Raw genomic sequence first — 22347 nt, 5'->3', positions numbered from 1 at the left:
CGAGCGGCGGCCGCGCCGAAGGAACCACTGAACATGATGAAGACAGTCTCGGCCATCGAGGCCATGGCCAACGCATCCGAAGCCTTTTCCGAGTCCGACGACGAACTGATGCGGATCGGCGATATGGCCAAGGAATTCGACGTTTCGCTGCGCACCCTGCGCTTCTATGAAGACAAGGGTCTGCTGCATCCCAAGCGCGAGGGCAGCATGCGTCTGTACTCTCGCCGCGAGCGCGCCCGCCTGCGCCTCATCCTGCTCGGTCGCAACGTCGGCTTCTCACTGCGAGAGGTCAAGCAGATGATGGACCTCTACGATCCCCAGGGCACCAACACGAAGCAGCTGCGCGTGGCGCTCGAGAAATCGGAGAAGCAGCTCTCGCGGCTGGAGAAGCAGCGCGAGTCAATCGAAGACGCCATCGAACAGCTTCGCGCGGCGATGGAGGTCGTGCGCACCTCGCTCGAGGAGCGGCAGCGCCAGTCTGCAGCCTGACCGCTGCCGCCTGCCGAAGTCACGGGATGAACGCAGAACGGCGCGCTTCGGCGCGCCGTTCGCGTATTCTGCAATCCAAAAAAACCACCTCACGCCGAATTGACGTTTACGCAAACGTCAATATTTGCTAGGGCACGCTCCAACGAGATGTGGTCGCCTTCGCACTCGTGGGGCGCCCCGGATTTCAGACTGGAGGATTCCATGCCCAGCTATCGTGCCCCGGTTCAGGACACGCTGTTCGTGCTCAACGAGGTGCTCGGCTACGAGCGCTATTCCAACCTTCCCGGCTTTTCCGACGCCACTCCGGACGTTCTGGAGGCTATCCTCGCGGAGGGCGCCAAGCTCGCGGAGAACGTCATGCATCCGCTCAACCTCTCGGGCGACCGGGAAGGCTGCGTGCGCCATGACGACGGATCGGTCACCACGCCGAAGGGCTTCAAGGACGCGTTCGACCAATACTGCCAGGGCGGCTGGATGTCGTTGGCGGTGCCGACCGAGTATGGCGGGCAGGGGCTGCCCTACACCGTGCATTCGGCGGTGGGCGAGTACCTGTCCTCGGCCAACATGGCGCTGATGATGTATCCGGGCCTGACCCAGGGTGCGATCGCGGCGATCCTGGCGCATGGGACCGAGGAGCAGAAGCAGACCTTCGTGCCGAAGATGGCCGAGGGCCGCTGGACGGGCACCATGAACCTGACCGAGCCGCATTGCGGCACCGATCTCGGGCTGCTGCGGACCAAGGCGGTGCCGGCCGGCGACGGGTCCTACAGGATCTCCGGCCAGAAGATCTTCATCTCTGCCGGCGACCACGACATGGCCGAGAACATCGTCCACCTGGTGCTCGCCCGGATCGAGGGCGCGCCGGAGGGCGTCAAGGGCATCTCGCTGTTCATCGTGCCGAAGTTCAAGCTCGACGCCGATGGCAATCCGGGGGAGAAGAACGGCGTGTCCTGCGGCTCCATCGAGGAGAAGATGGGCATCCACGGCAACGCCACCTGCGTCATGAACTACGACGAGGCTGTCGGGCACCTGATCGGTGCCGAGAACGGCGGCCTGAAGGCGATGTTCGTGATGATGAACGAGGCGCGCCTCGGGGTCGGCCTGCAGGGTCTTTCGGTGGCGGAGATCGCCTACCAGAACGCGGTCAACTATGCCCGCGAACGCATCCAGGGACGCTCCCTGACCGGCGCCAAGGCGAAGGACAAGAAGGCGGATCCGATCATCGTCCACCCCGACATCCGCCGCAAGCTCCTGACGATGAAGGCCTTCAACGAGGCGGGTCGGGCGCTGATCCTGTGGACGGCGATCAAGTCCGACGTCGCCCATCGCTCCGGCGACGAGACGGAGCGGCAGGCGGCGGACGACCACATGGGCCTGATGACCCCGATCATCAAGGGCGTGCTGACCGACAAGGGCTTCGAGCATGCCGTGATGGCGCAGCAGGTCTATGGCGGCCACGGCTACATCGAGGAATGGGGCATGAGCCAGTTCGTGCGCGATGCCCGCATCGCCATGATCTACGAGGGTGCCAACGGCATCCAGGCGCTCGATCTCGTCGGCCGCAAGCTCGCAGCCAATGGCGGCCGCGCTGTGCAGGCCTTCTTCAAGGAGGTCGGTGACTTCTGCGAGGAGAACCGCGCCGACGAGAAGATGGCGCCGCTGACCAAGCCGCTCAAGAAGGGTTTGAACGACCTGCAGGCCGCGACCATGTGGCTGGTGCAGAACGGTATGTCGAACCCCGACAATGCCGGTGCCGCCTCGACCGACTACATGCATCTCTTCGGCCTCGTGTCGCTCGGCTACATGTGGGGCCAGATGGCGAAGACCGCGCAGATGAAGCTCGCCGCGGGTGCCAACGGTTCGTCTGCCTTCTACGAGACGAAGCTGGTCACCGCTCGCTTCTTCATGGAGCGGGTGATGCCTGAAACCGCGGCGCATCTGGCCCGGATCTCGACCGGGTCGGCGACGATGATGGCGCTGCCGGCGGAGGCCTTCTAGGCTCCGTCACGCCGAGACGCCGCCTGTCGCCAGACTGTTCAATGTTGAACTTTATGGCGGAATGGGATACCGGTGGGCGGGAAACGAGGCGCAGGGCTGCGCGCTGCGCCCGCCGGCACGGTCCGCGGCTCTTGCGGCCGGCGTTCGATGGGCGCAAAGGGTCCTGCGCCAGCTTGGAGGAAACGTCATGACCACCAGCCCCGCATCCGTCCTCGGCCTGCCGCAGCCCGCCTGGGCCGGCGAGGACGTCGCCATGCTCTACGACATGGCGACGAAGTTTCTCGAGGCCGAGATCGCGCCGCGCTACGAAGAGTTCGAGAAGGCCGAAATCTTCGATCGCGAGAGCTGGAAGAAGGCCGGCGCGAATGGACTCCTCTGTGCCTCCATGCCGGAGGAATATGGCGGATCGGGCGGCACCTACGCGCATGAGAGCGCCATCATCGAGGCGATCAGCCATGTCGGCGTCGACGGCTTCGGGATCGCGCTGCACAATTCCATCGTGGCGCCCTACATCCTCCACTACGGCTCGGAAGAGCAGAAGCGGAAATGGCTGCCCAGGATGGCGACGGGCGAACTCATCGGCGCCATCGCCATGACCGAGCCTGGCGCCGGTTCCGATCTCCAGGGCATCAAGACCCGCGCGGAGAAGGACGGCAACCACTACCGCATCAACGGCTCCAAGACCTTCATCACCAACGGCCAGCTCGCCAACCTGATCGTCGTGGTCACCAAGACCGATCCGGCCAGGGGCGCCAAGGGCACCTCGCTGATCGTGGTCGAGACCGACGAGGTCGACGGTTTTCGCCGCGGCCGAAATCTCGACAAGGTGGGGCTCAAGTCGAACGACACCTCCGAGCTCTTCTTCGACGACGTGCGCGTCCCGACGGCCAACCTGCTCGGCACCGAGGAAGGCCAGGGCTTCGTCCAGCTGATGCAGCAATTGCCGCAGGAGCGGCTGCAGATCGGCGGCACGGCGATCGCGGCTGTGGAGAAGGCGCTCGCGATCACCATCGACTACGTCAAGGAGCGCAAGGCCTTCGGCAAGGCGATCATCGACTTCCAGAACACCCAGTTCAAGCTCGCCGAGCTGAAGACGGAGGCCACCGTCGGTCGCGTCTTCTACAACGACTGCGTCGCCCGCCACGTCGCCGGCGGGCTCGATCCCTCGACCGCCTCCATGGCCAAGTACTGGCTGTCGGACCTCCAGGGCAAGGTGATGGACGAGTGCGTGCAGCTGCATGGCGGCTACGGCTTCATGAACGAATACGCCATCGCCCGCATGTGGCGCGACGCGCGCGTTCAGCGCATCTATGGCGGCACGAACGAGATCATGAAGCTCCTGATCGCGCGGGGGCTGTGAGGACCATGTCGCAGCACACCGCCACCATCACCTGGCGCCAGGACGAGGACGACCACTTCACGCTCGGCCGCTACACCCGCGTGCACGAGATCGCCTTCGACGGCGGCACGACGATCCAGGCGTCGGGGGCGCCGCAGAACGTGCCGGCGCAGTTCTCGTCGGAGATGGCGGTCGATCCCGAGGAGATGTTCGTCGCCTCGCTCGCCTCCTGCCACATGCTGTGGTTCCTCGACTTCGCGCGCCGCGCGGGGCTCGACGTCCAGTCCTACCGCGACGAGGCGGTGGGCGAGATGGGCAGGAATGCCGAAGGGCGGACCGCGATCCTGACGGTCCGGCTGCGGCCGAAGGTCGAGGTCGCGGCCGACGCCGCCCAGCTCGCGGAGCTGCACCACAAGGCGCACGACGCCTGCTTCATCGCCAATTCGGTGACGACCGTGGTGACGGTCGAGCCGCAGGGGTAGATCGCGCCACGCGCGGTTCCCATATCGGCGACGACACGCCGCCCCTCCGGGGCAGTTCCCGGATCGACGGGAGGATTTGACGGCTGGCAGAGGGCTTTCGGGACCAGTCAGCTGCCAGGACGAAGAACACGAACCAGCGGCAGCCCTGGAGCGGCCGCACCAAAGAGGAGACTTCCGATGGCTGACGCTTATGTCTACGACGCCGTGCGCACGCCGCGCGGCCGCGGCAAGAAGGACGGATCGCTGCACGAAGTGCCGGCGGTGCGGCTCGGCGCGAAGGTGCTGGAGGCGGTGCGCGACCGCAACGGGCTCGACACGAGCCAGGTCGACGACATCGTCTTCGGCTGCGTCGACCCGGTCGGCGAGGCGGGCTCGGTGATCCCGCGCGCTTCGGCCTTCGAGGCGCGATATGCCACCGAGGCGCCCGGCATCCAGCTGTCGCGCTTCTGCGCGTCCGGCCTCGACGCCATCAATGTGGGCGCGGCCAAGATCGCCGGCGGTTCGGACGACATCGTGATCGCGGGCGGCGTGGAATCCATGTCGCGCGTCGGCATGGGCATGTCGGGCGGCGCCTGGTTCATGGACCCCTCGGTCGGCATCCCGTCCTATTTCGTGCCGCAGGGCATCTCGGCGGACCTCATCGCCACCAAGTACGGCTTCTCGCGCGACGATGTCGACGCCTATGCGGTCGAGAGCCAGAAGCGCGCCGCAAAGGCCTGGGAGAAGGGCTGGTTCAAGAAGTCGGTCATCGAGATCAAGGACCAGAACGGCCTGACGATCCTCGCGCATGACGAGCACATGCGGCCCGGCACCGACATGCAGTCGCTCGCCTCGCTGAACCCGTCCTTCGTCATGCCGGGCGAGATGGGCGGATTCGATGCGGTCGCTGTTCAGCGCTATCCGGAGATCGAGGCGGTGAACCACGTCCACCACGCCGGCAATTCGTCCGGCATCGTCGACGGTGCGGCAGCCGTGCTGCTCGGCTCCAAGAAGGGCGGCAAGGCGATGGGGCTGAAGCCGCGCGCCCGCATCCGCGCCTTCACCAACATCGGCTCGGAGCCGGCGATCATGCTGACCGGCCCGGTGGACGTGACCGAGAAGCTTCTCGCCCGCGCCAAGATGAAGCTGTCGGACATCGACCTGTTCGAGCTCAACGAGGCCTTCGCCTCGGTGGTGCTGCGCTACATGCAGGCCTTCGACATCCCGCACGACAAGATGAACGTCAATGGCGGCGCCATCGCGATGGGCCATCCGCTCGGCGCGACCGGCGCGATGATCTTCGGAACGGTGCTCGACGAGCTCGAGCGGCGCGACCTCAACACCGCGCTGGTGACGCTCTGCATCGGCGCCGGCATGGGCACCGCCACCATCATCGAGCGGGTCTAGGCTCGCGCCCCACCCTCTCTCCCCTTGCGGGAGGGCCGGGATGGGGGTCGGGCAGGGCGAGCACTTCACCTCGACCCCCACCCGGCCCTTCGGGCCACCCTCCCCGCAAGGGGGAGGGAACGCAGTTTCACCGTCGCGCTCCGTCCGCTGACGCAACCGATTTCAAGGAGGGATTTCTCCAATGGCCAAATACACCAACTTCAAGGTCGAGACCGACGCCGACGGCATCGCGCTCGTCACCTGGGACATGCCCGGCAAGTCGATGAACGTCTTCACCGAGGAGGTGATGGACGAACTGGAAAAGATCGTCGAGCAGGTCGCCGGCGACGATGCGATCAAGGGCGCCGTCGTCACCTCCGGCAAGGAGAGCTTCTCCGGCGGCGCCGACCTCACCATGCTGCAGCGCATGCTCAAGCTGTTCAAGGACGAGAAGGCGAAGGATCCGGACGCCGCCATCAAGATGCTGTTCGCCGGCGCGGGCCGCATGAACTGGCTGTTCCGCAAGCTCGAGACCTCCGGCAAGCCGTGGGTATCGGCGATCAACGGAACCTGCATGGGCGGCGCCTTTGAGCTGTCGCTCGCCTGCCATGCCCGCGTGGCGGCCGATTCCGACAAGGTCAAGATGGGCCTGCCGGAAGTGAAGGTCGGACTGTTCCCCGGCGCGGGCGGGACGCAGCGCGTGCCCCGGCTCACCGACACGCAGGGCGCGCTGCAGATGCTGACGTCGGGCCAGTCGCTGTCGCCGAAGAAGGCAAAGCAGATGGGCCTGATCACCGAGGTCGCCGCGCCCGACGCGCTGGTCGAGACGGCCAAGGGCCTGATCAAGGGCGGTCTCAAGGCGACCGCGCCCTGGGACGTCAAGGGCTTCAAGCTGCCGGGCGGTCCGGTCTATTCGGCCGCCGGCGCCAACCTCTTCCCGCCGGCCATCGCCATCCTGCGCCGCGAGACCTATGGCAACTATCCGGCCGCGAGCGCGATCCTGAAATGCGTCTATGAGGGCCTCCTGGTGCCCTTCGACACGGCGCTGAAGATCGAGCAGCGCTACTTCACCGAGATCATGCAGACGACCGAAGCGGCGATGATGATCCGCTCGCTGTTCATCTCGCTGCAGGAACTGAACAAGGGCGCGCGCCGCCCGGCCGGCGTGCCGGAGACGAACTTCAAGAAGATCGGCGTTCTCGGCGCCGGCTTCATGGGCGCGGGCATCGCCTACGTGACCGCCAAGGCCGGCATCCCGGTCGTGCTGCTCGACCGCGACATGGCCGCGGCCGAGAAGGGCAAGGCGCATTCGGAGAGCCTGATCACCGACGCCGTCAAGAAGGGCCGCGCCACGGCGGAGGAGAAGGAGAAGCTTCTGTCGCTGATCACGCCGGCCGAGGACTATGCCCAACTCGACGGCTGCGACCTGATCATCGAGGCGGTGTTCGAGGATTCCGAGATCAAGAAGGGCGTGACCGAGAAGGCCGAGGCGGTGATCGCCAAGGACGCCATCTTCGCCTCCAACACCTCGACCATCCCGATCACCGGACTGGCGAAGAACTCGTCGCGGCCGGCGAACTTCATCGGCATCCACTTCTTCTCGCCGGTCGACAGGATGATGCTGGTCGAGATCATCCTCGGCAAGAAGACCGAGGAGAAGGCGCTGGCGGTGGCCATCGACTATGTGCGGGCCATCAAGAAGACGCCGATCGTGGTCAACGACACGCGCGGCTTCTATGTCAACCGCTGCGTGCTGCGCTACATGGCCGAAGCCTACCAGATGCTGATCGAGGGCGTTCCGCCCGCGATGATCGAGAACTCGGCCAAGATGGCCGGCATGCCGGTCGGCCCGCTGGCGCTGACCGACGAGACGGCGATCGACCTCGCGCAGAAGATCATGAAGCAGACGATGCGCGACCTCGGCGAAAAGGCCGTCGACAAGGACCAGTTCGCCCTGATCAACACCATGGTCGACACGCATGGCCGCCATGGCCGAAAGAACGGCAAGGGCTTCTACGACTACCCGGCGAAGCCCGCCAAGAAGCATCTGTGGCCGGGGCTGAAGGACCTCTACACGCAGCAGGACCCCGACAGGATCGACGTCGAGGAGCTGAAGCAGCGCTTCCTCGTGACGATCGCACTCGAAGCCGCGCGCGTGATGGAGGAAGGCATCGTCACCGATCCCCGGGAGGCCGACGTCGGCTCGATCCTCGCCTTCGGCTTCGCGCCCTATACGGGTGGCGCGCTGTCCTACATCGAGGGCATGGGCGTCGCCGAGTTCGTCGCGCTGGCGAAGAAGCTGCAGAAGAAGTACGGCGCGCAGTTCAAGGCACCGAAGCTGCTCGTCGAGATGGCCGAGAAGGGGCAAACCTTCTACGGCCGCTTCGATCCCTACAAGTCCGCGAAGAAGGCGGCCTGAGGCCTCGGCCGAAGGGGCTCCCGAGGCCCGTCGGGGCGGAGGCCTGGCGCCACGCCGGCCACCCCCTCCCCCTCGTGGGGAGGGTAAGGGTGGGGGCGCATGGCGCGACGTGGACAAGGGATTTTGTCTCGCCCTCCGGGCGGATCCCCACCCCTCGCCCCTCCCCACAAGGGGGAGGGGGACGCTGACGGTGGCGCCCAGCTTGGGCGAGGCCCGGCGCGGCTTTCCCTCCAGCCCTTCCCAATAAAGGTGCGGGGCACTAAGCCGCGCTTTGCAAGGAGCTGTTCATGTACGTCTGGGGACGCATGGCCCGAATGGCGGCGACCGCCCGCTCGCGCGGCCCCTACCGGATGGGCGAGGAGAGCCGGCTGGCGTTCCGCTGCCTGCCGACCGACGTCGACACCAACCTGCATCTCAACAATGCCCGCTACATGATGCTGGCCGACATCGGGCGCATCGACATCTTCCTGCGCGCGGGGCTCCTCGGGCTCGCGCGCCGCAACGGCTGGGCGCCGATGATGGGGGGGCTGCAATCGGTCTACGTGCGCGAGATCCGGCTCTGGAAGCGCTTCGAGGTGGTCTCGACCGTCGAGACCTGGGAGGACACCCAGGTGATCGGCCGGCACCGCTTCGTGCTGGAGAACGGCGAGACGGCGGCGCTGGTGATGACGACCGCGGGCGTCTACGACTTCAAGAACCGCCGCTTCGTGCCGATCGACGCCATTGTCGCCGAGCTCGGTGCCCGCATCGCGCCGCGGCCGCCCAGCGAGGAGGAGCGCATCTTCATGGCCTCGCATGCTGGGCTGCGCAAACTGGCGAAGGGGCGGGATTAGCTTCCTTTCGCGTCGCGAAGCGGCTTACTCGCCGCCCGTTGAGATGCTATTCTCTTCCGAGGAGCAAATTCCATGACCAAAATGGAAAACGCGATCAAGGCCGCCGAGCAGCTTCCTGAGGAACTGCAAGAAAAACTGGGCGAGGATCTCCTGCGCTTCATCGACAAGTACATGTCGCTGCGTGACGACCTCGAAGCAGCGATCGCTGAGATCGATGCCGGGAAGGGGATCCCCGCGGAAGAGGTATTTGCCGAATTGAGGGCTTCGCTTGGCGCGTAGGAAGGTCCTTGCGCCTCTGGCGCGCCGAGATATCAGGGATATCGCCGACTCCATCGGCGCTCAGGATCAAGCCGCCGCACTCAGGATCGTCGGACGCATCGAGGAGACGATCGAGTTGCTGGCGCTTCGCCCTCACATGGGGCCGCCTGCGATGCTGCCGTTCTCGATGCCGATGCGGAGGATGTCGGTGACACCCTAGATTGTCTTCCATGTTCCGACGGAGGCCGAACTCATCGTCTTGCGCGTGCTGCATGCATGGCGCGATCTCGCCGATCCGGCACTTTTCGACCAAGGGTGACCCCATGCCTGCCATCATCGACTATTTCCTGACCTGCGCTTCGCCGTGGGTCTACCTAGGACACGACGCCGCGCGCGCGCTGGCGGTGCGGCATGGCGCGACGCTGAAGGTGCGGCCGGTCAATCTGGGCGAGATGTTCAAGGTGTCCGGTCAGGTCGGGCTCGCCGACCGGCCGGCCGTGCGCCAGCGCTACCGGCTGATCGAACTGCAGCGCCATGCGGCGTTCCGCGGCAAGCCGATCGTGCTCAGGCCGAAGCACTTCCCCACCAATCCCGCGCTCGCCGACCTGACGATCTGCGCGATCCTCGCCGACGGCCGCGACCCGATGGACTATATGGGCCGCGTCTTCGCCGCTCTGTGGGCGCAGGAACAAGACATCGCCGACGAAGCGACGCTGGCAGATCTCCTGTCGGCCTCCGGTTTCGCGCCGAGGAACGTCCTCGCCCGGGCCCACTCGGCGGAAGTCGCCGAGATGCGGGCGCGCAATACCGCCGACGCCATCGCGGCGGATGCGACCGGCGTTCCGTCCTTCGTGCTGAACGGTGAACCCTTCTGGGGGCAGGACCGGCTGGATCTGCTCGAGGAGGCGCTGTCCTCCGGACGCGGACCCTACAAGTCGGACGTCTGACGCGATCCGCTGGACAAGGCCGGCGCCGGACGCTAGAACCGGAGCGAAGGCATATATTCCTGTTGCGAAGGAGAGCGGTGATGCTCTCGCACGACCGTGTCTGGGCGGCGATCGACGCGCTCGCCGACCGCTATTCGCTGTCGGCGTCGGGCCTCGCCAAGCGTGCTGGACTCGATTCCACTGCGTTCAACAAGTCGAAGCGCCAGTCCGCCGACGGCCGACCGCGCTGGCCGTCGACCGAGTCGCTCGCCAAGATCATGGAAGCCACGGGCGCTTCGCTCGACGAGTTCATCGCGCTGGTCGAGCCCGGTCGCGGACGGTCGCGGGCGCTCGACCGGCCCTTGCCGGCCCAACGCTCTTCCGTACCGCTGATCGGCTTCGCACAGGCGGGGGCCGGCGGGTTTTTCGACGATGCCGGCTTCCCCGCGGGGCATGGGTGGGACCTGGTGGAGATTCCGGACCGGTCGTCGGATTCGGCCTATGCGCTCGGCGTTCAGGGCGATTCGATGCTGCCGCTCTATCGCGACGGCGACGTGCTGATCGTGGAGCCGGGCGCCTCGATCCGGAAGGGCGACCGTGTGGTGGTCAAGACGACCTTCGGCGAAGTCATGGCCAAGGTGCTTGCGAAACGGACGTCGAAGCAGGTGGAACTGCTTTCCCTCAATGCCGAGCACCAGCCCCGCGTGATCCCGATCACGCAGGTCGAGTGGATGGCGCGCATCGTCTGGGCGAGCCAGTAAGGTGACCGCAATCAGGTTTTTCCCCGCCCTCGCGCTCGCCGCGGTCTCGTTCGCTACCGCCCGTGCCGATGCGGCCCCGTTGCTGCTCGCCCAGGCGACGGACGACGGCGGCCGGCCGATCCGGCAGATCGCTCCGGAGATCGTCGCTCCACCGGCGGTCGACGCCGGCGAACTCGAACGCGAGGCGCCGCGCGAACCGCTGAGCGAGCTCGGAACCGCAGGCCCGCCCGAGCGTGCGAGGGCACGCGGATCGGCGAACGACGCGGGCGGAGAAGGGACCGCCAGACCGCAGTTCTTCCGCCCCGTGGCAACGGCGGCGGGACGCATGGAGGCCGAGGGGCTGACCATCGTCATCGCAGGCATCGAGGTTCTCGAGCCCGAGCGCCTCTGCAGCGGCGACGATGGCGACTGGCCTTGCGGCATGGTCGCGCGCACCGCGTTCCGGTCCTTCCTGCGCGGACGGGCGCTCGATTGCGACCTGCCCGACGGCGAATTGCCCGCCATGCTCACCGCCAGCTGCCGCGTCGGATCGCAGGATCTCGGCGCGTGGCTGGTATCGAATGGATGGGCGAAAGTATCCAGCACCGGCCCCTATGGCGAGGAACAGGCCGAAGCCGTCGAAGCGCGCCGAGGCATGTTCGGGACGGGACCGGCACCGCTGCCGCCGTCTCCCGTGCCGGGGGGCGACGCGGCACCGGCCGGGGCCATGCAGGCTCCGACCACCGCCGCACCGCCTCTCGTCGACGCGGCACCGGCAGCGGAGCCCGAACCATCCGTCATCGAACGTCGGCCGCTGCCGGAGCCGAAAGGCCTCTACTGAGCGAAATGGTCTCGTTCCGTCGTTGACGGACCGCCCCGAAACCTCGACGGCACATCCCCTGGACCGCCCGCCCGGCCCAGCGGCGCGGCCGTCAGTCGAGGGTACCGGCGAGCGCCTTTGCGATGAGAGATCTCGTCTCCGCGACGCCGTAGAGTGCGGCGAAGGAGCCGAAGCGCGGTCCGCGTTCCTGGCCGAGCACCACCTCGTAGATCATCTGGAAGAAGGCCACCGACACGCCGGGACCGCCGGTCGGGCTCTTCTTCGCATGGTCCTGATAGCGCTCGATGCCGCGCGCGACGTCGAGCGCGGCATTCTGAATCGCCTCGCCGTCGGCGCCGTCGGGCAGGGTCCCAAGCCTGTCCGCCAGCGCCTGCAGCGCCTGCCGCTCGACCTCGTCCGCCGGGCGGAAGGTCTTCTCCGGTTTCACGAAATCGTCGAAATAGCGGATCGCGTAGCCGACCAGCCTGTCGAGTTCGGGATGGGTCTGCGGCGTCACGCCCGGCGCGTGGCGCGAGATGAAGCCCCAGAGCACGCCGGGCTCGTGCGCGTTCGACGCGCTGACGAGGTTGAGCAGCAGGGCGAAGGAGACCGGCATCTCGATTTCCGGCGGCTCGCCCGAGTGGATGTGCCAGACGGGGTTGCCCAGCCGCTCCTTCCAGTCCTGACGCCTGTAAGCCGAGAGGAACTGGTAGTATTCGTCGACGGCGCGCGGGATGACGTCGAAATAGAGCTTCTTGGCCTGGCGCGGGCGCTGGAACATGTAGAGCGCCAGGCTCTCGGTCGGGGCGTAGGTCAGCCATTCGTCGATGGTGAGCCCGTTGCCCTTCGACTTCGAGATCTTCTGGCCGTTCTCGTCGAGAAACAGTTCGTAGACGAAGTGCTCCGGGGCGCGGCCGCCGAGCGCCTCGCAGATCCGGTCGTAGACGCCCATGTTCGGACCGTGATCCTTGCCGAACATCTCGAAGTCGACCCCCAGCGCCGCCCAGCGGGCGCCGAAATCCGGCTTCCACTGCAGCTTCACCTTGCCGCCCGTCACCGGCAGCGTCGTCTCGGTGCCGTCCTCGTCGTCGAAGGTGACTGTGCCGGCCTGCGCGTCGACCTTCTTCATCGGCACGTAGAGGACGCGGCCCGTCTTCGGCGAGATCGGGAGGAAGGGCGAATATGTGGCGCGACGCTCCTCGCCCAGCGTCGGCAGCATGATCGCCATTACGGCGTCGTAGCGCTCGGCCACCCGCCGCAGGATGTCGTCGAACCGACCCGACCGGTAGTAGTCGGTCGCGCTGGCGAATTCGTAGTCGAAGCCGAACGTGTCGAGGAAGCGCCTGAGCATCGCGTTGTTGTGATGGCCGAAGCTCTCGTAGTCGCCGCCGAATGGGTTCGGGACCACGGTCAAGGGCTTGTGCAGGTGCGGCTCCAGAAACGACCGGTCCGGCACGTTGTCCGGGATCTTGCGCATGCCGTCCATGTCGTCCGAGAAGCACAGCAGACGGGTCGCCACTTTGTCTTCGGTCAGCACGCGGAAGGCGTGGCGCACCATCGTCGTGCGGGCCACCTCGCCGAAGGTGCCGATATGCGGCAGGCCCGAGGGGCCGTAGCCTGTCTCGAAGAGCACCGTTTCGGGAAAGCCGCCGTCGGCGTAGCGGGCGATGATCTTCTTCGCTTCCTCGAACGGCCAGGCCTTGCTTTCGCGGGCGGCTGCGAGGATTTCGGGCGACGGGTCGATCATTGGCGTGGCTGTGGTCATCGGCTCTTTGCGGGTGGGTGCAACGCTCTAGGCCGGGGCAGGGGGAGCGTCAATGACGCGCGGCGTTTTTCCTTGCGGGGCGGCCGGCCGGTTCCTACCTTCGCACGACAAGATCCGTCAGACATGGAGCCAGAATTGATCCGTCCCGCCAGCGTCCAGGAAGCCCTCGTCCACATCATGGTGGTGGTATCGGCTTCCGACAGCAACATGACCGACCGGGAACTGGCCAAGATGGGCACCGTCGTGCAGACCATGCCGGCCTTCGCGGATTTCGATCCCGAGAAACTGCTCGACGTCACGCGGCGCAGCCACCAGCTGCTGCAGCAGGACGGCGCGCTGAACGACATCATCGCGTCGATCGCCGAGGCGATCCCGGCACGTCTGCGCGACACTGCCTATGCCTTCGCGGTGGAGATCGCGGCAGCCGACCGGCAGGTCCGTCCCGAGGAACTCCGCATCCTCCAGATCCTGCGCGGGCATCTTGGGCTGGATTCCCTGACTGCCGCCGCCATCGAACGCGCCGCCGTCATCCGCCACCGCGCAATGGTCTGAGCCGCGCTGCTTCACCGCAACGTGGCTTGGACGTGTTTTGGCGAGGCGTCATCTGAGGGCGGTCCATAGCCGGAGACCGTCTGCGCGAGGAATGAGCGATGTCCGAAGCAGCGATTCGACTGACGGCCTTCCTGTCGATATTCGCGGCGATGGCAGCCTTCGAACTCTGGTCGCCGCGGCTCGAGCGCGCCGAGATGCGCGGCGCCCTGAAGAGCCGCCGCTGGTTCACCAATCTGGCGATGGTCGTTCTGTCTTCGGTGCTGGTCCGCATCCTGTTTCCGGCGGCGGCGGTGGGCGCCGCGCTCTGGGCCGAGACACGACAGCTCGGCCTGTTCAGGTGGGTCGGCGTGGATCCGGTCATCGCCGGCCTCCTCGGTTTCGTCATTCTCGACCTCGCGGTCTGGCTGGAGCACTGGGCAAGCCACAGGATCCCGATCCTGTGGCGCATCCATCGCATGCATCACGCCGACACCGGCTTCGATCTCACCACCGCACTGCGTTTCCACCCCCTCGAGATCGTGCTGTCCATGGTCTGGAAGGCGGCCGTCGTCGTGGCGCTCGGCGTGCCGGTCGCGGCGGTGCTGGTGTTCGAGATCGTGCTCAACGGCATGGCGATGTTCAACCACGCCAACGCCCGGCTTCCTGCCGGTCTCGACCGCGTGCTTCGTCGGTTCGTCGTGACGCCCGACATGCACCGGGTGCATCATTCCTCGATCCCTGCCGAGACCGATTCCAACTACGGTTTCAACTTTCCCTTCTGGGACAGGATCTTCGGCACCTACAACGACCAGCCGCAGCTCGGGCACGACGGGATGGAAATCGGCCTGCGCGAGTTCCGCGACGGCTCTACCGCCGATCTGCGGTGGGCGCTGGTTCTGCCGTTCCGCGGGTCGAACGCCGGAGCCGGCGGTCAGAAGAAACCGATCGGAAAATAGCGCAGGTAGAGCTCCGCGAAGATGCCCTTCGCATCGATCTCCCGCAGCGCGTAGTCGAACGCATCGACGAGCTTCTCGTCTTCCGGTCGCACCGCGATCGCCATGCCGGTTCCCAGATAACCGGGGAGCAGGTAGGGTCCGCCTGCGAAACGGCAGCAGTTCTCCGAATCCGTCCCGGCCAGCCAGAAGGACAGCCGCATGCCATCGTCGAAAACGGCATCGGTCTTGCCCTCGCGCAGGTCGCCGAGCATCCAGTCGGCGCGGCTGTAAACGACCACCTTCGTCTGCGGGAAGAGATCGCGCAGGATGCGCTCGTGTGCCGATCCGTCCCGGACCCCGATCCGCAGCCCCGCCGTCGCGCGGAACATCGGCTCTGCCAGGGTCTTGTCGCGCCGCGCGACGAAGCGGGCGGGCAGTTGCAGGTAGGGCCGCGAGAAGGCGAAGCGATCGCGGTTCTCCCGCGTGATCGCGATCCCCGCGAGGAGCGCTTCCCCTTCGCCGGCCTCCAGCGCGTCCGGGAGGTCGGCCCAGGGCAAGGCCTGAATCTGGCATTCCTCTCCCAAGCCGAGTTCCGCGCAGATGGCCCGTGCGAGGTCGATGTGGAAGCCGGACAGCCGTCCCGCTTCGTCCAGGAAGTTGAAGGGCGGAAAATCGACCGTCGTCAGGAAGCGCAGCCGTGTGAGGTCGGTGATCTCGGGCTTCGGCAGCCGTTCCCGAGCATCCCAGAAGTTCGGCGTCAGTTCCTGAGCCGACGCCGAGGTCATCGACAACAGTAGCAGCAGGATGAGCCGGATCATGCGAGACAGCTGCCATTCTCCCTTTGCCGGCCGCCTCGGGGGCAAACGGACGACAGCCCTCGATAGCAGGTCAGCCGATCCGGCGGCAAGGCGGGCAACGCGCCATCGGGCATCATCCCGACGGCCCGCCGGGATCCTTGGCCGGCATGCTTTCGCAAACGTCCCCGGGCCTGTCTTCGGCGGTTCAGCGGGCGAGACCTCTCCATCCGTTTGCGGTTTTTCTTGCATTCGCGAAATCACGCAATGATTGTACATCAATATCGACAAGTGTAGGCCGGTCTTCTAGACTGGGTTGAGGAGCGAAAGGAAACCACAGTCAGGGAGCTGCGACGAACCGGCGACCGCAGAGTCGTCGTCGCACGCCGTTCGGACCGCCTTGACTGACGGCGGATCGGGGCGGATCCGAAGGGGGACCGATGGGCGACGCGTGGACGCGGAAAAGATCCGCAAGCCGCGAAGTGCATCCCGTGCAGGCAGTTCCGATCGACGGGATCGTCGGCGACCGGCTCGAAAAGACGAGCCTCGACGTCCGCTTGCGGCTGCTCGACGACTGGGCGGACGTCCTCCGCGAGCTCGCCATCGACGACCGGATGGCCAGGCTGATCGCGGAGCGGGCATTGGCGAACCGCACCTGCTTCCACGCCGAACTTCTGGCCTCCGGGCGCGTGCGGGAAGACCTCCTGTGCGCCGCGGTGGCGAAGGCGCTCGGCCTCCGGTTCCTTGCAAACGTGCCGGCGGACCGGCTCGTGATCGACGAGAGCCAGGCCATCACCGTTCTGCGCGGGATGCGCCGGAACGCCACCGTCACGCTGCGCGGCCGAAGAGGCGCTGCGCTGTTCGTCGTCGCTCCTTTCCATCTCGACCTCGGGAGCCTGCGCGCGCGGCTCCGCGGTGCGCCCGCGCTGGCCCGACGCCTCGTGCTGGCGACCCCGGGCGCACTGCGCGCGGCGCTGATGGTGCGGGCCGGACCGGCTTTGTCACGCGAAGCGTCACTCGGGCTGTTCGGGCGCACGCCCGACCTTTCCGCGCGCTTCGTCACCAATCCCTGGCAGGCTTTCGCGACCGGGCTCATCCTGGCGGGCGTGCCGATGCTCCTCTATGCCGCGCCGAAGACGACGGTACTGGCTCTTTCGGGAGTGCTGACGCTGCTCTTCCTCGGCTGTGTCGGCCTCAGGCTGCTCGCAGGGGCGCAGCGCAGCCCTTTCGCCGCTGCCGCCGACATCCCGGACGATGGCTCGCCGTTGCCCGTCTACTCCATCCTCATCGCCCTTCACCGGGAGGCGGACGTCGTACCGGACCTGCTCGCCGCCCTCGGCCGCATCGACTGGCCGCGCAGCCGTCTCGAGGTGAAGCTCGTCTGCGAGGCCGACGATACCGGGACGCTCTCGGCCCTGGAGCGTCATGCGCTGCGGTCCTGGGTGGAGATCGTGCGAGTCCCCCCGGGACAGCCACGCACGAAGCCGAAGGCGCTCAACTTCGCCCTGCCCACCTGCACCGGGGATCTCGTTGCGCTCTACGATGCGGAAGACCGGCCGCATCCGCAACAGCTGCGGGCCGCGTGGAACGCGCTTCGCGCCGGCGGAGAGGATCTGGCCTGCGTACAGGCGCCGCTGCAGATCGCAAACGCTGCCTTCGGCGTGCTGCCCTTCCTGTTCCGGATCGAATATGCCGCCCATTTTCGCGGACTGCTGCCATGGCTGGCCGAACGCGACCTCCTGATGCCGCTCGGCGGCACGTCCAACCATTTTCGGCGCGCCGTGCTGGAAGAGGTCGGCGGATGGGATCCGCACAACGTCACGGAGGACGCCGATCTCGGCGTCCGGCTCGCGCGCTTCGGCTATCGGGTCGGGGTGATCTCACCACCGACGCTGGAGGACGCCCCCGAAACCCTGCCGATCTGGTTCCGGCAGCGGACGCGCTGGTTCAAGGGCTTCCTGCACACGTGGCTCGTCCACATGCGGATGCCGGGGCGGCTCTGCCGCGAACTTGGACCGGGCTCCTTCGCGATCTTCCACCTGCTGATCGGCGGCGTCGTGGTTTCGGCGCTGCTGCACCCGCTGCTTCTCGTCACCACCGTCGGGCTCGCGTTCAGGCTCGTCGTCGAAGGCGCGCTGCCGCAACATGAGGCCATCGTCCTTGGGCTCGCGACGATGAATGTGATCGGCGGCTACGGCGCGCAGCTGCTGCTGTCGTGGTCGAGCCTGGACCAGAGCGAGCGCGCCGGCTTCTGGAAGGCGGCGCTGCTCACGCCGGCCTACTGGATGATGCTGTCGGTGGTCGGGTACCGCGCGGTGTTCGAGCTTGCACGCAATCCGCACCACTGGGCCAAGACCCCGCACCGGCGCTATCGCCGCGAGGCGGCGCCCGGCGGACAGGGCTTCGCAGGCGCGTCGCTCCTCGCCCGTCTTCGCCGTCACTTGCCCACGATGTCGGGACCCGAGCAGACGATCTTGCCGTCCTCCTCGCCAATCACGGAGTCGTCGCGGCCGGCATAGGGCAGCGTCTTCAGGATGCGGCGGATGGCGGCGAGCCGGGAACGCCGCTTGTCGTTGGCCCGCAGCACCGTCCACGGCGCATGGTCGGTGTGGGTGTGCTTCATCATACGGTCACGCGCGCGGGTGTAGTCGTCCCACTTCGTCATGCCGGCGAGGTCGATGGGCGAGAATTTCCACACCTTCAGCGGATCGTGGCGCCGGTCGTGGAAACGCTCGAGCTGGGTCTCCTGGCCGATGTTGAGCCAGAACTTGAAGAAATGAATGCCTTCGTCGACGATCATCTGCTCGAATTTCGGCGTCTCCTCGAGGAAAAGCCTGTGCTGTTCGGGCGTGCAGAAACCCATGACCGGCTCCACGCCGGCGCGGTTGTACCAGGAGCGGTCGAAGGTCACGAATTCGCCGGCGGTGGGAAACTGCGCGACGTAGCGCTGGAAGTACCATTGTCCGCGCTCCGTCTCCGTCGGCTTGGTCAGCGCGACGTTGCGGGCCGAGCGCGGGTTCATGTATTGCCGCACGACGAAGATGGTGCCGCCCTTGCCGGCTGCGTCGCGGCCCTCGAACAGGATCATGACGCGCTTGCCGGTCGCCTGCAGCCAGTACTGCATCTTGACGAGCTCGACCTGGAGGTTTTCCAAGGTCTCCTCGTAGTCCTTCTTGTCCATCTTCTTGTCGTAGGGATAGCCGCCCGCCGACATCGCCTTGTCCTCCACCCAGTCGGGCAGCTTCGGGTCGTCGATGTCGAAGACGCGCTCCTTCCCGTCGACGACGATGCGGATCGGCTCGTTGGGCGGCATGGGCGGCGTTGGTCGCGACGGCATTTCCGAAATCTCCTCACGGTGGATGCCGGCATGCTATTGAGCGACCCGCGCTCCGTCCAGCCGGGGCGGGCGGGCAGGACGACGGGAACGGGGCGGCGGCGGAGTATGCGATGAGCGAGACCGAGGGCGATACGCCGGCCGGGGGACGCGTCGTCGTGGCGCGGTTGGCAGAGACGCGCTGGGTACTGATGGCCTCGGCCGCCGCGATCGGCGGGCTTGGCCTGGCCGGCGGCGTTTCGCCGCTCTGGCAGGCGCTGGCCTTCGCCGGCATCGCGGCGGTCGCCGTGCTCGCACCGCACCGCACCGCACGGCTCCGCAAGAGCGAGGCCAAGGCGGCCGCGGTGATCGGGCTCGACGGCCACCCGGCCCGCGAACTCGCCGAAGCCGTGCCCGATCCGCTGATCGTGTTCGACCGGCACGGCATGATCACCAATGCCAATGCGGCCGCGCGCGCCGCCTTCGGGAAACTCGACGCGGGCACGCTCCTGACGCTGCGTTTCCGCACTCCGGAACTCCAGGGCCTCGTCGCCCAGCTGCTCGCCGACGCCGGCGGGCCGTCTTCCGGCGACTACGTGGAGAAGGTGCCGATCGAGCGCTGGTTCCGCGTCGCCGGTGCGGCCCTGGGGCAGGGCAGCGGGCTGTTCGTGCTCGTGTTCAAGGACCAGAGCGAGATGCGCCGCATCGACCGCATGCGCTCCGACTTCATCGCCAATGCCAGTCACGAGCTGCGCACGCCGCTGGCCTCGATCGCCGGCTTCGTCGAGACGCTGCGCGGCCCGGCCCGCAACGATGCACGGGCGCGCGACCAGTTCCTGCAGATCATGCAGACCCAGACGGGCCGCATGGCGCGGCTGATCGACGACCTCCTGTCGCTGTCGCGGCTGGAGATGAAGTCCTCTTCGGCGCCAGCCGAGCCGCTCGACCTGAAGGCGCTGATCGACGGCGTGGTCGATGCGCTGCGCCATCTGGCATCGGAAAGCGGGGTGGAGATCGAGAGGGTCTATCCGGCCGAGCCGGTCACGCTGCGCGGCATGCGCGACGAACTGATCCAGGTGTTCGAGAACCTGCTCGAGAACGCCATCAAGTACGGCCAGGACGGCAAGCGCGTGGTGGTGACGGTGGAGAGGGGACAGGGGGCCGCCGGCCCGCGGGTCACGGTGCGCGATTTCGGGCCGGGCATCCCCGAAGAGCACATCCCGCGGTTGACGGAACGCTTCTACCGCGTCGATGTCGACACCAGCCGCACCCAGAAGGGCACCGGCCTCGGCCTCGCCATCGTCAAGCACATCCTGACCCGCCACGACGCACGGCTGATCATCCGCTCGACACTGGGCGAAGGTGCGTCGTTCACGGTGCAGTTTCCGGGGAAGTAAGGCGCGGGAACCGTCGGCGCGGTCGAACACGCGATCTTTCCGGCTGGAACAATTCGGGATGGGACCGGTTGACCGGGAGACCTCCGCACATATTCGTGCCCACTCACCCTCCAGAAAAAGGAGGAGCAGCCATGTTCCTGAAACTAGCATCCACGACCGCGATCGCAGCCGGCGGCATTGCCATCCTCTCCGCGCCGGCGATCGCCCAGACCTCGCCGCAGACCGGGACCCAGATCTCCGAAGCCTGCATCTTCGAGATGAACGACTTTGCCGAGCGCATGAACCAGAACGAGTTCTGGCTCACCGGCTGGGGCACAGGCGCCTATGGCGTACCCCCCGGTCCGCAGTCCACCCGGACGCCCGCGGACGACCTCGCCGGCAACGGGTGGCGCGTCCACGACCGTTCCCGGCGCCGGCACGGCCAGCGGGACCGGTGACATGGGCGCGGATCCGCGTGGCTCCGTCGTGGGGATCGATGCGCCGCGCTACCAGATCCGCGCGCTCTACAGCGCTGCCCGTGTCCTTGCCCATCGGGGTGACGGCGAAGGATGCCAGTATGTCGTCGCCAGGATGAACGATGTCTATGACGGCTATTCGCAGCGTTTGCAGGATGCCGGTGTGGATCCCGCGTCGGTCGCGACCTGGCGCCAGGAGCAGCTCGCGCTGGCTGAGCCGGTGTCCGGGCGTGACGGGATGTCTTCCTACCGGATCGACGACATCACCGGCACCGACGTGCGCAATGTCGAGGACGAGAATCTCGGCAGCGTCAGCGACGTGGTGATTGATCCGCAGACCGGCCAAGCGTCCTACGTCATCGTCGCACGCGGCGGCTTCCTGGGGATCGGCGAGGATCACTACGCCGTTCCGTGGAGCGAGGTCCGCGCCACGCCGGGGCTCGACACCATCGTCGTCGACCGAAGCGAAGCCGAGCTCCAGCAGGCGCCGTCCATCGATCCCGACCGCTTCCGCGGCTCCGAGACGATGACCGAGGAGCGCCGCGCTACGGATGCCTACTGGCAGGCCGGCTAAGCCACGTGCTTCCGTCGCATGAAGGAGGGTCCCGCATCGGCGGGGCCCTTTTTTCGCGTCAGCGGAACATCAGGACCGGCACCTTGCAGCGGCGGACCATCGCTTCGGTCGTCGAGCCGATGACCAGGCTGCGGATGCGCGAGTGTCCATAAGCACCCATGACGAGGAGGCCGATGCTCTGCGTCTCCACATGCGCACCGATTACCTCGTCGGGTTCGCCCTGGCGGAGCAGTCCTTCGACCTCGAAGCCCGCCCCGCGCAGGCGGCGCACGGGAGTCTCGAGGCGGGAGCGGTTTTCGGCCGTGTCGGCGCCGACGGAGAGCACGGTCGCCTTCATGCCTTTCAGCAGGCTGCCGGAGGCGACGAAGTCGACGGCGCGGTTGGCGCTCCTGCCGCCGTCGAAGGCGATGAGGAAGCGGTCGAAGGGCGTGTAGGCCCGCGCGGCGACCAGCACCGGCCGCGTCGCGGTGCGCACGATGCGTTCGAGGTTCGAACCGAGATGCATCCGGGCGAAATCGGCGGCTTCGCCGCGCTTTCCAACGACCACCATGGCCGCATCCTTCTCCAGATCGGCGAGGGCCTCCATCAGGTCGCCGTTGCGCAGCCGGGTCTCGACCTGTCCCACGCCGCCGGCGGCGACGATGGTGCGGGCGGTGTCGAGCAGGGCGCGTCCCTTGGCCTGCGCCAGCCTGGCATGCTGCTCATCGAGGCGGGCGTATTCTTCGAGCAATGCCGACCGCTGGTCCGCTTCGAGACTGCCGCTGAGATCGAAGGAGCCCGACATACGCCGGCCCAGCACATGGGCGATTTCCACGGAATGCTCCATGCGGGCCGCCGCCCAGGCGGTGAGGCGGCAGACGCTCTCGGCATAGGTCGAGCCGTCGACGAAGGCGACTATCCTGGACATGGTCTTC

At 66.9% G+C, this 22347-nt stretch carries 22 protein-coding genes; 18 read left to right on the top strand and 4 right to left on the bottom strand.

Annotated features, from left to right (window positions below):
- Nucleotides 1-36 precede the first annotated feature (36 nt).
- From IAI54_RS14950 to IAI54_RS14895, 12 genes are all read left to right on the top strand, one after another.
- A complete protein-coding gene (locus IAI54_RS14950) occupies nt 37-489 on the top strand; it encodes a MerR family transcriptional regulator (RefSeq protein WP_187973165.1) in 453 nt (150 codons plus the stop codon).
- A gap of 201 nt (nt 490-690) precedes the next feature.
- Nucleotides 691-2487 carry an acyl-CoA dehydrogenase C-terminal domain-containing protein gene (locus IAI54_RS14945; protein WP_187967962.1) on the top strand — a complete coding sequence of 599 codons (1797 nt, stop codon included), beginning with the start codon at nt 691-693 and terminating at the stop codon, nt 2485-2487.
- A gap of 187 nt (nt 2488-2674) precedes the next feature.
- Nucleotides 2675-3847 carry an acyl-CoA dehydrogenase family protein gene (locus IAI54_RS14940; RefSeq protein ID WP_187967961.1) on the top strand — a complete coding sequence of 391 codons (1173 nt, stop codon included), beginning with the start codon at nt 2675-2677 and terminating at the stop codon, nt 3845-3847.
- 5 nt (nt 3848-3852) lie between these two features.
- A complete protein-coding gene (locus IAI54_RS14935) occupies nt 3853-4308 on the top strand; it encodes an OsmC family protein (protein ID WP_187967960.1) in 456 nt (151 codons plus the stop codon).
- Nucleotides 4309-4485: 177 nt separating this feature from the next.
- A complete protein-coding gene (locus IAI54_RS14930) occupies nt 4486-5694 on the top strand; it encodes an acetyl-CoA C-acetyltransferase (RefSeq protein WP_187967959.1) in 1209 nt (402 codons plus the stop codon).
- Between the two features lie 181 nt (nt 5695-5875).
- A complete protein-coding gene (locus IAI54_RS14925) occupies nt 5876-8092 on the top strand; it encodes a 3-hydroxyacyl-CoA dehydrogenase NAD-binding domain-containing protein (RefSeq protein WP_187967958.1) in 2217 nt (738 codons plus the stop codon).
- A 287-nt stretch (nt 8093-8379) separates the two neighbouring features.
- Nucleotides 8380-8925, top strand: coding sequence for a thioesterase family protein (locus IAI54_RS14920; RefSeq protein WP_187967957.1), 546 nt, complete (start codon nt 8380-8382; stop codon nt 8923-8925).
- A 72-nt stretch (nt 8926-8997) separates the two neighbouring features.
- Nucleotides 8998-9204, top strand: coding sequence for a hypothetical protein (locus tag IAI54_RS14915; RefSeq protein ID WP_187973402.1), 207 nt, complete (start codon nt 8998-9000; stop codon nt 9202-9204).
- On the top strand, nt 9194-9403 hold the full coding sequence (locus IAI54_RS29310) for a type II toxin-antitoxin system RelE/ParE family toxin (RefSeq protein WP_187967956.1): 210 nt from the start codon (nt 9194-9196) through the stop codon (nt 9401-9403). The genes IAI54_RS14915 and IAI54_RS29310 overlap by 11 nt, the downstream gene beginning before the upstream one ends.
- A gap of 103 nt (nt 9404-9506) precedes the next feature.
- Nucleotides 9507-10130, top strand: coding sequence for a 2-hydroxychromene-2-carboxylate isomerase (locus tag IAI54_RS14905; protein ID WP_187967955.1), 624 nt, complete (start codon nt 9507-9509; stop codon nt 10128-10130).
- Between the two features lie 80 nt (nt 10131-10210).
- Entirely contained in the window at nt 10211-10870 is a 660-nt protein-coding gene (locus IAI54_RS14900) for a S24 family peptidase (protein ID WP_187967954.1), read from the top strand.
- 1 nt (nt 10871) lies between these two features.
- Complete coding sequence (locus IAI54_RS14895) at nt 10872-11690, top strand: thermonuclease family protein (RefSeq protein WP_187967953.1); 819 nt, start codon at nt 10872-10874, stop codon at nt 11688-11690.
- A gap of 91 nt (nt 11691-11781) precedes the next feature.
- Here IAI54_RS14895 and IAI54_RS14890 read toward each other — a convergent pair whose 3' ends face one another.
- Entirely contained in the window at nt 11782-13434 is a 1653-nt protein-coding gene (locus IAI54_RS14890; protein ID WP_187967952.1) for a lysine--tRNA ligase, read from the bottom strand.
- A 135-nt stretch (nt 13435-13569) separates the two neighbouring features.
- Between IAI54_RS14890 and IAI54_RS14885 the strand changes: the two genes are divergently transcribed.
- Entirely contained in the window at nt 13570-13986 is a 417-nt protein-coding gene (locus IAI54_RS14885) for a tellurite resistance TerB family protein (RefSeq protein ID WP_235679057.1), read from the top strand.
- Nucleotides 13987-14084: 98 nt separating this feature from the next.
- A complete protein-coding gene (locus IAI54_RS14880) occupies nt 14085-14921 on the top strand; it encodes a sterol desaturase family protein (protein WP_187967950.1) in 837 nt (278 codons plus the stop codon).
- Here IAI54_RS14880 and IAI54_RS14875 read toward each other — a convergent pair.
- A complete protein-coding gene (locus tag IAI54_RS14875; RefSeq protein WP_187967949.1) occupies nt 14897-15718 on the bottom strand; it encodes a transporter substrate-binding domain-containing protein in 822 nt (273 codons plus the stop codon). The genes IAI54_RS14880 and IAI54_RS14875 overlap by 25 nt on opposite strands.
- A 467-nt stretch (nt 15719-16185) precedes the next feature.
- On the opposite strand from IAI54_RS14875, the gene IAI54_RS14870 reads away from it, so the two are divergent.
- Nucleotides 16186-18213 carry a glycosyltransferase gene (locus IAI54_RS14870; protein WP_187967948.1) on the top strand — a complete coding sequence of 676 codons (2028 nt, stop codon included), beginning with the start codon at nt 16186-16188 and terminating at the stop codon, nt 18211-18213.
- Here the strand turns inward: IAI54_RS14870 and ppk2 are convergent.
- Nucleotides 18132-19031 (bottom strand): polyphosphate kinase 2, encoded by a 900-nt coding sequence (gene ppk2 / locus IAI54_RS14865; RefSeq protein ID WP_187967947.1) that lies wholly within the window; start codon nt 19029-19031, stop codon nt 18132-18134. The genes IAI54_RS14870 and ppk2 overlap by 82 nt on opposite strands.
- A gap of 110 nt (nt 19032-19141) precedes the next feature.
- Between ppk2 and IAI54_RS14860 the strand changes: the two genes are divergently transcribed.
- The 3 genes from IAI54_RS14860 to IAI54_RS14850 all read left to right on the top strand — a co-directional run bounded on the left by IAI54_RS14860 (nt 19142) and on the right by IAI54_RS14850 (nt 21433).
- The gene (locus IAI54_RS14860) at nt 19142-20404 is read left to right on the top strand and encodes an ATP-binding protein (protein WP_187967946.1); all 1263 of its coding nucleotides are present in this window, start codon (nt 19142-19144) and stop codon (nt 20402-20404) included.
- Between the two features lie 131 nt (nt 20405-20535).
- Entirely contained in the window at nt 20536-20841 is a 306-nt protein-coding gene (locus tag IAI54_RS14855; protein ID WP_187967945.1) for a hypothetical protein, read from the top strand.
- 1 nt (nt 20842) lies between these two features.
- On the top strand, nt 20843-21433 hold the full coding sequence (locus tag IAI54_RS14850) for a PRC-barrel domain-containing protein (RefSeq protein WP_187967944.1): 591 nt from the start codon (nt 20843-20845) through the stop codon (nt 21431-21433).
- Nucleotides 21434-21491: 58 nt separating this feature from the next.
- Here the strand turns inward: IAI54_RS14850 and IAI54_RS14845 are convergent, their stop codons facing one another.
- The gene (locus tag IAI54_RS14845) at nt 21492-22340 is read right to left on the bottom strand and encodes a universal stress protein (RefSeq protein ID WP_187967943.1); all 849 of its coding nucleotides are present in this window, start codon (nt 22338-22340) and stop codon (nt 21492-21494) included.
- Nucleotides 22341-22347 lie beyond the last annotated feature (7 nt).

The organism is Aquibium microcysteis, from assembly GCF_014495845.1.
In the GTDB taxonomy this organism is placed as follows: Bacteria; Pseudomonadota; Alphaproteobacteria; order Rhizobiales; family Rhizobiaceae; genus Aquibium; species Aquibium microcysteis.
This window is presented reverse-complemented; position numbering and strand designations above follow the sequence as displayed.

Excerpts from the sequence above, each read along its gene's own strand:
- IAI54_RS14950 (WP_187973165.1), top strand. The coding sequence starts at position 37 with ATGAAGACAGTCTCGGCCATCGAGGCCATGGCCAACGCATCCGAAGCC.
- IAI54_RS14945 (WP_187967962.1), top strand. The coding sequence starts at position 691 with ATGCCCAGCTATCGTGCCCCGGTTCAGGACACGCTGTTCGTGCTCAAC.
- IAI54_RS14940 (WP_187967961.1), top strand. The coding sequence starts at position 2,675 with ATGACCACCAGCCCCGCATCCGTCCTCGGCCTGCCGCAGCCCGCCTGG.
- IAI54_RS14935 (WP_187967960.1), top strand. The coding sequence starts at position 3,853 with ATGTCGCAGCACACCGCCACCATCACCTGGCGCCAGGACGAGGACGAC.
- IAI54_RS14930 (WP_187967959.1), top strand. The coding sequence starts at position 4,486 with ATGGCTGACGCTTATGTCTACGACGCCGTGCGCACGCCGCGCGGCCGC.
- IAI54_RS14925 (WP_187967958.1), top strand. The coding sequence starts at position 5,876 with ATGGCCAAATACACCAACTTCAAGGTCGAGACCGACGCCGACGGCATC.
- IAI54_RS14920 (WP_187967957.1), top strand. The coding sequence starts at position 8,380 with ATGTACGTCTGGGGACGCATGGCCCGAATGGCGGCGACCGCCCGCTCG.
- IAI54_RS14915 (WP_187973402.1), top strand. The coding sequence starts at position 8,998 with ATGACCAAAATGGAAAACGCGATCAAGGCCGCCGAGCAGCTTCCTGAG.
- IAI54_RS14905 (WP_187967955.1), top strand. The coding sequence starts at position 9,507 with ATGCCTGCCATCATCGACTATTTCCTGACCTGCGCTTCGCCGTGGGTC.
- IAI54_RS14900 (WP_187967954.1), top strand. The coding sequence starts at position 10,211 with ATGCTCTCGCACGACCGTGTCTGGGCGGCGATCGACGCGCTCGCCGAC.
- IAI54_RS14890 (WP_187967952.1), bottom strand. The coding sequence starts at position 13,434 with ATGACCACAGCCACGCCAATGATCGACCCGTCGCCCGAAATCCTCGCA.
- IAI54_RS14880 (WP_187967950.1), top strand. The coding sequence starts at position 14,085 with ATGTCCGAAGCAGCGATTCGACTGACGGCCTTCCTGTCGATATTCGCG.
- IAI54_RS14875 (WP_187967949.1), bottom strand. The coding sequence starts at position 15,718 with ATGATCCGGCTCATCCTGCTGCTACTGTTGTCGATGACCTCGGCGTCG.
- ppk2 (WP_187967947.1), bottom strand. The coding sequence starts at position 19,031 with ATGCCGTCGCGACCAACGCCGCCCATGCCGCCCAACGAGCCGATCCGC.
- IAI54_RS14860 (WP_187967946.1), top strand. The coding sequence starts at position 19,142 with ATGAGCGAGACCGAGGGCGATACGCCGGCCGGGGGACGCGTCGTCGTG.
- IAI54_RS14855 (WP_187967945.1), top strand. The coding sequence starts at position 20,536 with ATGTTCCTGAAACTAGCATCCACGACCGCGATCGCAGCCGGCGGCATT.
- IAI54_RS14850 (WP_187967944.1), top strand. The coding sequence starts at position 20,843 with ATGGGCGCGGATCCGCGTGGCTCCGTCGTGGGGATCGATGCGCCGCGC.
- IAI54_RS14845 (WP_187967943.1), bottom strand. The coding sequence starts at position 22,340 with ATGTCCAGGATAGTCGCCTTCGTCGACGGCTCGACCTATGCCGAGAGC.